The following is a 13,092-nucleotide window of genomic DNA, read 5'->3' as shown; positions in this document are numbered from 1 at the left end:
AGGCGCAAGCGATGACCACGAGCTTCAAGGCTCTGTTCGATCTGACCGGGCGTACTGCCGTCATCACCGGCGGGTGCGGTATCCTAGGACGTCGATTTGCCGAGGGGCTTGCCGAGTTCGGCGCCAACGTCGCAATCGTCGACCTCGATCAGGCCGCGACCGATGCGGCGGCAGCCGACGTCGCCTCACGCCATGGCGTCCGTGCCAGAGGTTACGGTTGCGATATCACCAATCCCGACGCGGTGCGCAACACGGCCGATGCGATCGAATCCGACCTCGGACCGGTCTCGGTCCTGCTCAACAACGCCGCGAGCAAGACCCGCGACGTGGACGCCTTCTTCGCACCCGTCGAGACGTTTTCGCAGGACACCTGGCGCGAGATCATGTCGGTCAATCTCGACGGCATGTTCACCGTCGCGCAGGTGTTCGGCGGCCGGATGGCCGAGCGCGGCTACGGCGCCATCGTGCAAACCGCCTCGATCTACGGACTGATGGCGCCCGACCAGCGCATCTACGAAGGCTCCGAATATCTCGGCCGCGCCATCAACACACCCGCGGTCTACACGGCGTCCAAGGCCGGTGTCATCGGCCTGACCAAGCACCTCGCGACCTACTGGGCGGCGAAGGGCGTTCGCGTCAATACGCTCACCCCGGGCGGGGTCGAGAGCGGGCAGAACGAGACCTTCAAGGCGCGCTATGGTGCCCGTATCCCGCTCGGCCGCATGGCTCGCGCGGACGAGATGGTCGGGACCATGCTGTTTCTGGTGTCCGATGCTGCCTCCTACGTGACCGGGCAGAACATCGCCGTCGATGGCGGCCTGAGCGCCTGGTAACAAAACACCAATGATCAAGCGCCTGATCCAGAACACGGTGATTTCGGCGTTTGCCTTCGGCGTGGCCGCTTTGCTGGGCCTGGCGGTCATTCCGCTGATCATCGGGACCTGGGGGGTGACCGAGTTCGGCCTCATCGTCATCTCGCGGCTGCTGCTTCCCAGTGGCATGATGGCGGTGCTGGACCTCGGCCTGTCCGAGGTCGCCACCCAGGTCGTCGCGCGTGCGCGCGAACACCGCAACTGGCCACAGGCCAGCCGCCAGATCGCCTTTTTGGGAGCAGTCTCCATCGCTCTCGCCTTGATCCTGAGCGCCGCCATCTGGCTGGCAACGCCGCTGTTCGTCATCGTGATGAAGGTCGACGCCGCGCATCTGGAGACGTTCACCCGGATCATGCACTACACGGCCCTCGCGAATCTGATCTTCGTTCCGGCGCTGGTGTGGGAAGGTATTGTCAAAGGCTTCGAGCGCTACAACCTGCTCCGCGCTGCGGAGGTCACGTCGACGGCGGCCTATGTCGGCCTGACATTCGCGGCCTCGTCGGCGGCGGCAGGCTTTGAAGTGGTCGCCTACATCTATCTCGCCACGCTGGTGGCCCGCGCCGTCGTCATTGGAATTGCCGCATCCGTCGCCCTGCGGCACAAGCACGTGCGATTGCTGCCATGGACCCCGGACATCCGGCAGGACATTCTGCATCGCTGCCTGCTGCTGCTGCAAGGCAAGCTGATGGGCGGCATTTCCGGGCCGCTTCAACCCTTCCTGATCGGATTGCTGTTCGGGCCCAGGGCCGTCGGCACCTATGACGCCCTGGTGCGATTGTCGCGGGTCTCCAAGGTTGTCGTCAGCCTTCTGACGTCCGCCCTGCTTCCGGTTGCCAGCCGCCTCGATGAACGCGGCAGCGCGGCGTCGTTCCAGCGCCTCGGCGACCTCGGCCTCGTCATGATGCCGATGTTCGTGGTGCCGCCGCTTGCCGCCACCGCGATTCTCTCGCCTGAGATCATGGACATCTGGATCGGCCCGCTTCTTGCCCCCTACGCGTTCTGGATGGGCCTGAGCTTCCTGGTTCCGATCTGCACGCAATATGTGGCGATCGGCAGCCTGATCTTCCTGACGCGGCCTGAGGTCCAGGCCAGGCTCAACAGGCTGGTCGCCATTCAGCTTCTGATCTGGGCGGTGGTCGCCGCCGCAACATTGCATTTGTTCGCGGAACGCGCCCTGATACTTGGCCAGGTCATCGGCAGTATCGCCGTGCTGCCCTTGCAGCTGAGGGAGTTGCGCAACGCACTCGAACTCCATCGCAATCAGTTCGCGAAGGTGATCGGAACCCAGTTCGCAATCCTTCTCCTGGCAAGCGTTTTTCTAGCAACAATTGCAGGTTACATTCGGTTCGACAGCGTGCTAAAGCTCGCGCTCGGTTCCATGGTTTTCTGTCTGGTGACCTGGGTGCTCCAGTACTTTCTGGTCCTCGAGAAGCGGCACCGGACTGTATTTCCCGCAGTCGGACAACTGATGGGACTGACATCCAAAAGCAGCTGAATGAACATCCACGCGACAGACACGAAAGCCGTCATCACAGGTTTCGCTCCGGCGTCGTTGTCGGACAAGGCTGCGACTTACGCCATCGACGCGGCGAGGAGCATCGGTCGTCTCGTCATGCGCCGTGTGAAGCGCACTGCCGATGTCGTTGATTCCGAGTACAATCTGACGCATTGGCAGCGAATGCTGTCCGAAAAGACCTGGACGAAGGCCGCCAGCATCGGCGAGTTCCTGATACCGAAGAATCCCGCGCGGGGCCTTCGCAAGGTGGACAATCGGATTTGCAGGGTCGCGGCCGACGATTATTATCGCTATCGCGCCAGAGCCCTTGGCGACCTGCTCGCGCGGCACACAGGTGGCGCCACGGAAATCATCGAACTCGGCGCAGGCTGCGGCATCAATCTGCTTTCGCTTCACCTCAATCATCCCGACTGGAGGCTGCGCGGGTTCGACATCGCGCCGAACGGAATAGCCGCGGGCCGCGAGATCGCAGCGCATTATGGCCTGTCGGACCGGATATCGCTCGACAGGATCGACCTGACCGACGGCAACGACCCGAGCTATTCCGCCATCAGGGATCAGGTCGTCTTCACCTATTTCTGCATCGAGCAGATTCCTTATGACGTACGCAAGGTGGTGGACAACATCATTGCTGCGAGGCCAAAGCGTGTCATCAACATCGAGCCGACGACGGAGCTGCTGAATCTCTCGAGCCCGCGAGATATCGTCAGCTTCCTCTATATCCGCTCGGTCGACTACCAGACGCAGCTGTTCTCGACGCTCGACGATTACGAGCGGCAGGGCCGCATCCGCGTCCTGGCGCGCGAACGAATGCCGTTCGCGCCGACGATCCACAATGATGGTTTTTTGTATTGCTGGGAGCCCACATGACAACCATCAACACGACGGCTGATCAGCCAGCCCCGAAAAAGGCGAAGATCAGCCAGTTCCGCCGGCTGTTGTGGCACGTCAACCGCACCGACCTCGGATGGGTGCTGAAGGCGGGTCTGACCGCCCTGCAATTGCCGGCGCGCGCCAAACGCATCGCGCTGCTGAAGCAGCTTCCAACGAAGCCCGAATGGGCCGAGGCGAGCCGCAAGCTCGCCGAGGACGGCTACGTCGACGTGTCTACGCTCGTGGATCGCAGCCTCGCGGAAGCCGTCGCATCGTTCGCCGACGGCAAGGTGAAGCGCCTCAACGAGCTCGTCGGCCAGCAGAAGGAGCAGCACAAGTCGTTCTGGGTCAGCCTGCTGGATGAGGACCTCGTGAACGGCTCTTTCGCGACCGACCATCCCTTCGTGCGATACGCCCTGCAGCCGGCTGCGCTGCGCATCATCGGCGACTTCATGCACGATCTACCGCAATTGTCGGACGTGGTGTTGACCTTGTCGCAACCGACTCCGAACCAGGCGCTGAGCTTCTCCCAATTGTGGCACCTCGATCACGACGACAAGCGCGTCTGCAAGCTCTTCATCTACCTGACGGACGTACAGGACACCGCGGACGGTCCATTCACCTTCATTCCTGCGGGGCCGTCCAAGGCGTTCCGCAACTCGCTCAAGAGCCATATGAGCGACACTCAGGTGTTCGCCAAGACCGGTCCGGACGTGGTCAAGGAAATGATCGCGCCCCGCCTGTCGTCTTTCATCGTCAACACCGCCCGCTGCCTGCACATGGGAAGCCGGATCCAGTCGGACCGAAGTCGTCTGCTTTATACGGCAACCTACATCCAGCAGCCGCGCATCTTTCCCGAACCGCCGGCGCGCTTCCGCGCGGTCGGTGCCCTGACAGAGCTCGAGCGCACTGCGATGCGGCTCTGACGCGGACCTGCCGGGAGCTCACATCTTGCGCATAGGCCTGGTGGTCGATCACCCCAAGCGTGACCTGCCGGGGGCAGTCATGCTCGGTTATCAACTCGCACGGCGTGGCGTTTCCGTCATGCTGGTGCCGATGTACGAGCAGGCTGTCGATGTCCCGCGCCTCGGGCTGGACGCACTGGTCGTCAACTACGCACGTCCCGTCAATCTCGACCTGATGCGCAGCTTTGCCGGAGCTGGCCTGGCGCTTTACGTGCTCGACACCGAAGGCGGCGTGCTCGCGGAAAAGGGCGGCAACTCGCCACCGGCAATGGCGGCCCACATCAAGGCCAGCGGCTACGCCGACATTCTGAAGGGCTATTTCTTCTGGGGCAGCCGGCTGCACGACGCTTTTCTCGCGGCCGGAACCATGAAGCCGGAGCAGCTTCACCTCACCGGCTGTCCGCGCTTGGATTTTGCGGCCCCACGCTGGCGCAGGCTGCTCGACGGCGAGCCGCGCGGCTATCTGCTCGTCAACGCCAACTTTCCGCTGGTCAATTCACGCTTCACCGGCAAGCCGGGCGGCGAGCGCGAAGCAATGGTGCGGGCCGGCTGGGATGGCGCCTATGTCGATCGCTTCATCGCGGACCTGAAGCAGGTCTTCACCAACTATCTCGCCGAGATAGCTCGGCTCGCCGCAGCGCGTCCCGACCGCAACATTCTCGTGCGTCCGCATCCCTTCGAGAGCGAGGACGTCTATCGCAATGCGCTTTCGCGCCACGCCAACGTCCTGATCGACGGCACCGGCAGCGTGCTCGATCGCATCCGCAATGCAGCCGCCGTCATTCATCTCAATTGCGGAACGGCTGTGGAATCGGTCCTGCTCGGGAAGCTACCGCTCCAGCTCGAGTACCTGAACACGCCGACGACCGCCGGTCATGCCGCGCTGCCCGCGCGCGTGAGCCGGCCGGTCGCCTCGTTCGAAGAGCTGCTCGGCGCGATCGACCACGTCGAGCGCGAGACCGAGGCCTTCGATTTCGCCCGCGTTCACGCCGCCGATATCGAAGCCTTCTTTCATCTGAACGACGGGCAAGCCGCCGAACGCGTTGCCGATGTCCTGACCCGCGTGACGAGCTCGCGCCGGCCTTACGTCTCGCTGCTTACGACCGTGAAGGGCACGCGCGACAAGCCGAGCGTCGGCCAGATCATCAAGGGCACCGCCAGCGCCGCGCTTGGCTCGGCCGTCACCGAGCGGCTGCGCAGCCAGTTCAATCCGGCCCGGCGCGACAAGCGGATCGCACCATCCATCGTCCAGCCCCTGCTTCAGCGCATCGCCGCTCACGATCAGGCAAGCCCGTCGCAGTTTACGGCAAGGCGCGCGCATTGCGCGATGACGGGCTTGCCGCTCGCGAGCATTGCGATCGAACACGACCACTAGAGCCATGACAACATCTGCAAAGACCATTCTCATCACAACGCTTGCCGAATTACCAGACCCGGTTCTGGATTCCGGTTGCGCAGCGGTTGCGCGCGGCAGGCCATGACGTCGAGTTGCTAGCCTTCGACGATCGCAGCGCAGAGATCTCGACCGCCGAAGGCGTGCCGGTCACGAACATGTATCGCGAGGGCCTCAAGGCAGGCTCATCGCCCGACGATCGGGGAGCCTTCGATGCGCGCGTCGCGTCTTACGGTCTCGACGGGACCAATTTCCTGTTCAGCCATGAGCGCTTCACCTTCGGCATCAGGGATACTGCCGCCTTGCGTCGGCGCTTCATGATCTATGCCAACGCGATGGAGACGCTGCTCGACCGGCTCGAGCGGCAAGGCAAGCGCGCCGAGCTGGTGCAAGAGCTCGGCGGCTTTCTCTCGGTGATCGCGAGCTTCTACGCCGCACGGCGCCGCCACATCCGCAACTGGTTCATCGAGCCTTCGTTCTTTCGCGGCCGGATGTATTTCACGCCGGACAGCTTTGCCGCCCCCGACATGATGGCGGAGCCCGCGGGTGCGGTGTCGCCCGAGGTGCGCGCCTATCTGGACGACACTCTGAGGCAGCGCGCGATCGTCATTCCCAAGAAAGATCAGCATCATTATTCGGCGGCCTTCAAGAAGGTCGTCAATTTGCGCAACGCCAACCGTCTCGTCGAAAAGCTCTGGGACCAGTTCGCGCTCGGTAAGCACCAGGAGTTCGGGCACAATCTGCGCCATGCCCAGGCGCACGCTGCGATGGCGCTCAACGCGACGCGGCTGCGCAAGCTCTACCGGCCGCTACCCGAAACGCCGTTCGTCTACTATCCGTTCCACGTTCCGGCAGACATGGCGCTGACGCTGCGCTCGCCGGACTATCTCGACCAGGTCGCGACCGTTGATTTCCTGCTGCGTACGATCCCGGATTCGCATGTCCTCGTGGTGAAGGAGCATCCCGCCCAGATCGGCGCAATCTCGGCCGCCCGCCTGTTCGAGCTCGCGCGCCGGTTCGACAATTTCGTGCTGTTGCCGCCGCAGACCAACAATTACACCGTGCTCGATCGCGCCGCCGCCGTCGTCTCCGTCAACAGCAAGTCGGGCGCCGAAGCGCTGCTGCTCGGCAAGCCGGTCGTAGTGATGGGCGATGCGTTCTACCGCTCCTGTCCGCTGGTCTATGCGGTCGATCGTCTGGCCGATGTGCCCGCACGGTTGCGCGAGGCGCTCTCCGCCGGGCCGTTCGATCCGGCCAAGGGCGCGCCGTACTTCGAATCAGCCTGGCGCCGGTCTTATCCGGGCGAGCTCTATATCAGCGATGCCAAACTGCTCGACACGTTTGCGGCCTCCCTACGTGCCGCAATCGCCGAGCCGGCCCGTGTGAACTGAACGGACCCATCATGCCGCTCGTTTCGATCATCACACCATCCTGGAACGTCGAAGGCCTGATCGAGGAGACGATCCGTTCGGTACAGAGCCAGACATTCACAGATTGGGAGCTTTTGATCGCCGACGACTGCTCGACCGACGGGACGCCGGGAATCATCGCTGACATCGGCGAGCGTGATCCGCGCGTCAAGCTGATCCGGCAGGCCAGGAATGGCGGCCCGGCGCTCGCGCGCCAGGCGTCGATCGACGCCGCGCAGGGCCGCTATCTCGCCTTCCTCGACAGCGACGATCTGTGGCTGCCCGAGAAGCTGGAGCGGCAGCTCGCGTTCGCGAGTGCAAAGCAGGCCGCCCTCAGCTACACCGCCTTCCGCCGCATCAACGAGACCAACACCGTCACCGGACGGCTGATCGAAGTCCCGGCCTCGCTCAGTTATGGGCAGCTCCTGAAGAACACCGCGATCGCGACGCTGACCGCGATGGTCGACCGCGAGATCGCAGGTCCGGTCGCGATGAAGAACGAGGGCTATGACGATTTCTGCCTGTGGCTCTCGATTCTCAAGCGCGGCCATGTCGCATACGGCCTCAACGAAGATCTGGCGCGCTACCGCGTCAGGGGCTCCTCGGTCTCGAGCCGCCCAATGCGCTCGGCCAAATGGGTCTGGCAGATCTATCGCAATGTCGAACACCTCTCGCCGATCGGGTCGGCTTGGTGTTTTGCTCATTGGGGTGCGCGGGCATGGCTGAAGCGGCGGGAGTTCTAGCGACCCCGCGGTCTGTGTGCGCGCGACGCAGCTACCTGCAACGGCGGAAATGAACATTGCGACCTCGATCGGTTGTCTCTAGTCTGGCCGATGCCGGAGGAGCTTCGGGTGCACAATCAAGGCGTTATACCACTGAAAGCGCGTCCCGTCGTCGATCGCCGAGTCTGGATAGGCTGGACGCTGTGCAGTCTGTTTCCCGCAATTTTTCTGCTGTGTCTGTTTGCGCTCACGTCGCTGAGCGCGCCCGAACATGACGATTTCTGCTTCGCGTTTCAGTACGCGCGGCACAATTTCCTCCAGACCGTTTCGATCTTCTATCATACGCAGTCAGGGCGGGTCCTGGCGCTGTTGCTGACACAGGTCCCATCGGCCATCTCGACGGCGGCAGGTATCAGCCTTCTGTCAGCCTACTCACTGACCATGGCCGTGAGCGCAGGACTGTTCCTGAGCGGCGTGGCCCTCGCCATGATCCGTGCATGGCCCCGCACGGGCGCTCTTCAACTGACTTTCCTCACGCTCGCATTCGCAGGCACCGTGCTCGGTGCGGCGCCGAGCGTAAGAGACCTGCTCTATTGGCTGTCGGCCGTGACCTGTTACCTTCCGCCGGCCTTGGTTACCATTCTGATCCTCGGGGAGTGCATTCGGGCGATCGATGAGCAAACCAACTTTTCATGGCTGCTCAGTCTCGCAATGGCTCTGGGTGGATTCGCCGCTGCGCTATGCAACGAGTTCACCGGCGTCTGGCTCGCGCTGATCCTCTTGGCGTCACTGAGCGCGCGCTATCTTTACGGTCAGAAGCTCCAGATCGCGCACCATGTCCTGATCGCAACAGTCATCGTCATCGGATGGCTCATCGTCGTCTCGGCCGACGGTAACGACGCGCGCATGACACAGCTCCCGAACGGCGGGCGTGTGGTCTGGTCGCTCCATGAAGGGTTTCTCGATGCGCTCGTTGGACTCGGGCGGTTCGCCCGAGAGCCCGCCACCATCCTCTGGCTCGCTACTGCCGGCCTCTTTACATTGGTCGAGGCTGACGCGACGTCCCCGACGCCGCAAAAAAGCAAGCTGTTGGCTCTTGGCACAATCGCGATCAGCCTGGCGTGCTGCTATTTCGAATATTTCACTCATCGATATGCGACGGGGATGCGGCTCATCGAACGAGCACAGAACCAGGCGTTGATCCTGCTGCTGTTCGGATCGACGCTGGGTGTCAGGCTGCTCGTCAGCGCCTACCGCCCGCGGCTACGCGAGCGTCTTGCGGCAGGCATGTGTCGCGGTCTGCTGGATCCGGTCGGGATGCTCGCGAGCCTGACGCTCCTCACGATCGCCTCGCTCCTTCTGAACTCGACGGCGTTCGAGCTGCGCTCGCAGTGGCAAGACCTGTACCCGTACTGGCGGGAGAGTGCCGAACGGCACCGCCTCCTGACAACGAGCCCCGAACCGAGCATTTACATTCCGCGACACAAATGGACGCCGTCCTTGCTGATGACCGCGGACGTGACGGCCGATGCCGAGCGATTGCCTAACGACTGCATCGCCGCATATTACCATAAGTCCGCCGTCTACGCCGCCGATACACCGCGATGACCACTTGCCTTGCCCGAGAGAGAACAACGTGAAAACAATCAGCGTCATCACGCCCTGCTACAATGAAGAGCTGAACGTCAAGGATTGCTATGAAGCGATCCGGCAGATCTTCGAGGGCGAGCTCAAGGGCTATCGGCGCGAGCACATCTTCTGCGACAACGCCTCTGACGACCGCACCGTGGAGATCCTGCGCAAGATTGCGGCGCATGATCCCGCGGTCAAAGTGATCATCAATGCGCGCAATTTCGGGCCGCTGCGCAACACCTACAACGGGGTGATGGCGAGCAGCGGTGATGCCGTTCTCCTGTTCATGCCGGCCGACCTCCAGGATCCACCCGAACTGCTTCCCCAATTCGTCCAGTTGTGGGAGGCCGGGAACGAGATCGTGTACGGCATACGCGCCGTGCGGGAAGAGAGCGGCCTGATGCGTGGGCTCCGCAACGCCTACTACCGCGTGCTGACCAGATTCTCCGAGCTCAAGGTGCCTCCGGGAGTCGGAGACTTCCAATTCGTCGATCGGCGCGTTGTCGAAGCCATGCGTCACGTCCGTGACGCCTATCCCTTCATGCGAATGATGACTTTCGAATGCGGCGGGCGCATGGTCGGCGTGCCCTACACCTGGCGCGAGCGTAAGAAGGGGTTTTCGAAGAACCGCGCCAGCGCGCTCATTGATCAGGGCCTCAACGGACTCGTGTCCTTTACCACGGCGCCGGTACGCTTCGGCCTGTTCGCGGGCTTTCTGATCTCGGCCGCGAGCATTGCCTACGCAGTCCTCAACTTCATCATCGGCCTGGTGCTCTATCAGAAGCTCGCCGAGCCAGGCATCCTCACGCTGATCGTCGCCATGTTCTTCTTCGGCGGCGTGCAGCTGTTCTTCATGGGCATGATCGGCGAATACGTCCTCGCGATCTACGGGCAGGTGCGGGAGAAGCCCGTGGTGTTCGAGCGCGAGCGCGTCAATTTCGATCCCTCTCCGCCGTCCGAGGCCTGACGCGCGGGCGGCGTCAGCGCTTCGCCAGCGATTGCTCGATCCGCGCGACGATCGCCGGAACCGAGAGGCCCGCGGTATCGAGCAGCGCCTCGCGCGATCCCGCATGTGAGGTCTTGCCGCCCTGCTCGGGAATGCCGATGCCCGCAATCGGCGGCCGGACTGCATCGCCGGCAAACATGCCCGCCACCAGGCTGAACAGGCCGCCGCGCAAGATGTGCTCTTCGAGAGTTACGATGAGCGATGCGTCACGCACGGCGTCCCGGATCGCAATCTCATCGAGCGGTTTCAGGCAGGAGACGCTGACCACACCGACCTCCCTGCCGCGCCCGGCGAGCTCGCCGGCGGCCTCCAGCGCGCGCGAGGCGATCGGTCCGGACGCGAGGATGAGGATCTCCCGCCCCTCGCGCAGCGCGCGCGGCTTGCGCAGGTCGGTCACGGCGGCGCCGAGGTTCGGCTCCCCTGCCCGGCTGAGCCGTAGGTAGGACGGCTTGCCGCTTGCTGCGATCAAACGTGTCGCGGCGCGCACCTCCATCGGATCGCAGGGCACGAACACCTCGATGCCCGGCAGCATCGACATGATGCCTGCATCCTCCAGCGCGTGGTGGGTGTAGCCCTGGCTGCCATAGGCATAGCCGGCGCCCACCGCCACGACCTTGACATCGGCGCCGTGGTAGCAGACGTCGTTGCGAAGCTGCTCGAGGCAGCGCAAGGTCGGGAAGTTGCCGATCGAATAGATGAAGACCGTCTTGCCCGACAGCGCGATGCCGGCGGCGATCCCAGCCATGTTTTGCTCGGCAACGCCGACATTGAGATAGCGATCGGGAAATTTCGCCGCGAACGGCTCCAGCACGGAGTAGCCGAGATCGCCGCAGAGCAGCCAGATGTCGGGATTCTCGCTTGCGGCCTGCGACAGGCTCTCGATGAACGTCGTCCTCATGCGCCGACCTCGGCCAGCGCCTGCGCGAGCAGCTCATCCGAAGGTGAGCGGTAGTGCCATTCGAGCTTGTTCTCCATGAAGCTCACGCCCTTGCCCTTCACGGTGTGGGCGATCACGACGGTCGGCCGGCCCGATGCTGCCGGCACGGCGCTCAGCACACGCTCGAGCGCGGCGAGGTCGTGACCATCGATCTCCTCCACCTGCCACCCGAACGATCGCCATTTCTCGGCGAAGGGATCGAGGTTGAGCACTTCGGCAACCGAGCCAAAGCTCTGGATCTTGTTGAAGTCGACGATGACACAGAGATTGTCGAGCCTGTGATGGGGCGCAAACAGGATGCCCTCCCAGTTCGAGCCCTCGTCGCATTCGCCGTCGCTAAGCAGGCAGAACACGCGGCTGCCGGCCTCTGTGGAGCGCGCCGCGAGCGCCATGCCGATCGCAATCGGCAGGCCATGGCCGAGCGAGCCCGTCGAAACTTCGACGCCGGGCACGGCATGGCTGACGTGACCGGTGAAGATCGAGCCGTCACGGCAATAGGTGTCGAGCTCGGCCAGGGAAAAGAAGCCGCATTCGGCGAGCGTAGCGTACATGATCGCCGTGGCGTGGCCCTTGCTGAGCACGAAGCGATCGCGGCTTGGGGTTTGCGGCTCGGCAGGATCGACACGCAGGATCCGCGTGTACAGCACCGCCAGGATGTCCGCCATCGAGAGGCAGCCGCCGATGTGCGAAGCCTTCGCGGCATGCACCATGCGCAAGGCGTGCGCACGAATCCGTCGCGCGAATTCTTTCGGCTCAGGAAGATTTGGTCGCGTCATGCCAGTCTACCGTCTCGCGTAGTCCCTCATCCAACGGCACTTCGGACTTCCAGCCCAGGGCGAGCATGCGCGAAACGTCCGCAGCCAGGATCATAACCTGATCGGGCCGATACGCCAACTCGCCGAAGCCGAGCGCGGCATCGGGATCGACGAGATCGCGCAGCCGCGTCACCGTCTCACGCAGCGGCGGCGCGTCCGCACTGCCGACGTTGAAGATGCCGCTCGCCCCTTCATGCGTGATCGCCAGCCGGAAAGCGCTCGCAGCATCGCGCGCGTGCAGAAACCCCCAGCGCTGCTCGCAAGCCGTCAGGGCCATGTATTGTCCGGAGCGCAAGTTCCGGATCATGCTCGGGATCAGCCAGTGGTCGGCATCCTTCGGGCCGTAGGTCGAGAAGATCCTGAGCCAGGCCACGCGCAGCCCGCGCTCCTCGCACAGGCGCATCGCCATCGATCCGGCCGCGAGCTTGGCCATGCCGTACAACGTCGTCGGCTGCGGCGCGTCGTCCTCCCGGATCGCGCGATCGTAGGGTCCGTATTCCGCCTGCGATCCGGCGCCGACGAAGATCCTGGCGCCGGCCTCGGCTGCGAGTGCGGCAAGGCCCACCGTGTCGGCCACATTGACGGCCTGAACCGGGCTGTTGCGCTCGCTACCTGCGACGCCGCGCCAGGCCATATGCGCGACCGCCTCCGGGGCGAAGGCCGTCAGCGCCCCGCGCAGCCCGTCCAGACGCTCCAGAGCGCCGGGAATCACGTGGAGACGGTCATGCACCTCCCTGAGGCGCCAGGCGGCGCCTGCCGGCCGCAGCAGGACGGCCACCTCGTGCCCCCGCGCCACGAGGTCCGCAACGAGATAGGAGCCCAGAAAACCGCTCGCGCCGGTCACGAAGATACGCATGCGCCCCCCGGTAGATCAGCAACCGGGGCCCGTCAATGCCGGGGTGGGGAAGGTTCGCCGGGGCTGGGAGCCGCGCTCCAGGCCCTGTGACCGATC

Annotated in this window: 12 protein-coding genes; 9 read left to right on the top strand and 3 right to left on the bottom strand. The window is 63.8% G+C overall.

What is annotated here, in order from left to right:
- Positions 1-11: 11 nt before the first annotated feature.
- The 9 genes from ACVIIV_RS18965 (at position 12) to ACVIIV_RS18925 (ending at position 10,349) form a co-directional block, all read left to right on the top strand.
- Entirely contained in the window at positions 12-833 is an 822-nt protein-coding gene (locus tag ACVIIV_RS18965; protein ID WP_456745515.1) for an SDR family oxidoreductase, read from the top strand.
- Between the two features lie 10 nt (positions 834-843).
- A complete protein-coding gene (locus ACVIIV_RS18960; RefSeq protein WP_456745514.1) occupies positions 844-2,367 on the top strand; it encodes a hypothetical protein in 1,524 nt (507 codons plus the stop codon).
- On the top strand, positions 2,368-3,258 hold the full coding sequence (locus ACVIIV_RS18955) for a class I SAM-dependent methyltransferase (RefSeq protein ID WP_456745513.1): 891 nt from the start codon (positions 2,368-2,370) through the stop codon (positions 3,256-3,258).
- Positions 3,255-4,187 (top strand): hypothetical protein, encoded by a 933-nt coding sequence (locus tag ACVIIV_RS18950; protein ID WP_456745512.1) that lies wholly within the window; start codon positions 3,255-3,257, stop codon positions 4,185-4,187. The genes ACVIIV_RS18955 and ACVIIV_RS18950 overlap by 4 nt, the downstream gene beginning before the upstream one ends.
- Positions 4,188-4,212: 25 nt before the next feature.
- Complete coding sequence (locus ACVIIV_RS18945) at positions 4,213-5,601, top strand: surface carbohydrate biosynthesis protein (protein ID WP_456745511.1); 1,389 nt, start codon at positions 4,213-4,215, stop codon at positions 5,599-5,601.
- A gap of 41 nt (positions 5,602-5,642) precedes the next feature.
- Positions 5,643-7,010 carry a capsular polysaccharide export protein, LipB/KpsS family gene (locus ACVIIV_RS18940; protein ID WP_456745510.1) on the top strand — a complete coding sequence of 456 codons (1,368 nt, stop codon included), beginning with the start codon at positions 5,643-5,645 and terminating at the stop codon, positions 7,008-7,010.
- 11 nt (positions 7,011-7,021) lie between these two features.
- Positions 7,022-7,771 carry a glycosyltransferase family 2 protein gene (locus ACVIIV_RS18935; protein WP_456745509.1) on the top strand — a complete coding sequence of 250 codons (750 nt, stop codon included), beginning with the start codon at positions 7,022-7,024 and terminating at the stop codon, positions 7,769-7,771.
- 108 nt (positions 7,772-7,879) lie between these two features.
- Positions 7,880-9,358 (top strand): DUF6056 family protein, encoded by a 1,479-nt coding sequence (locus ACVIIV_RS18930; protein WP_456745508.1) that lies wholly within the window; start codon positions 7,880-7,882, stop codon positions 9,356-9,358.
- A gap of 28 nt (positions 9,359-9,386) precedes the next feature.
- Positions 9,387-10,349, top strand: a complete 963-nt coding sequence (locus tag ACVIIV_RS18925) for a glycosyltransferase family 2 protein (protein ID WP_456745507.1) — start codon at positions 9,387-9,389, stop codon at positions 10,347-10,349.
- Between the two features lie 13 nt (positions 10,350-10,362).
- On the opposite strand, the gene ACVIIV_RS18920 is transcribed toward ACVIIV_RS18925, so the two are convergent.
- The 3 genes from ACVIIV_RS18920 to ACVIIV_RS18910 are packed head-to-tail and all read right to left on the bottom strand — an operon-like array spanning position 10,363 to position 12,996.
- On the bottom strand, positions 10,363-11,286 hold the full coding sequence (locus ACVIIV_RS18920; protein WP_456745506.1) for a transketolase family protein: 924 nt from the start codon (positions 11,284-11,286) through the stop codon (positions 10,363-10,365).
- Entirely contained in the window at positions 11,283-12,101 is an 819-nt protein-coding gene (locus tag ACVIIV_RS18915; protein ID WP_456745505.1) for a transketolase, read from the bottom strand. The genes ACVIIV_RS18920 and ACVIIV_RS18915 overlap by 4 nt, the downstream gene beginning before the upstream one ends.
- Positions 12,079-12,996, bottom strand: a complete 918-nt coding sequence (locus ACVIIV_RS18910; RefSeq protein WP_456745504.1) for an NAD-dependent epimerase/dehydratase family protein — start codon at positions 12,994-12,996, stop codon at positions 12,079-12,081. The genes ACVIIV_RS18915 and ACVIIV_RS18910 overlap by 23 nt, the downstream gene beginning before the upstream one ends.
- Positions 12,997-13,092 lie beyond the last annotated feature (96 nt).

This window comes from Bradyrhizobium sp. USDA 4354, assembly GCF_054060315.1.
This window is presented reverse-complemented; position numbering and strand designations above follow the sequence as displayed.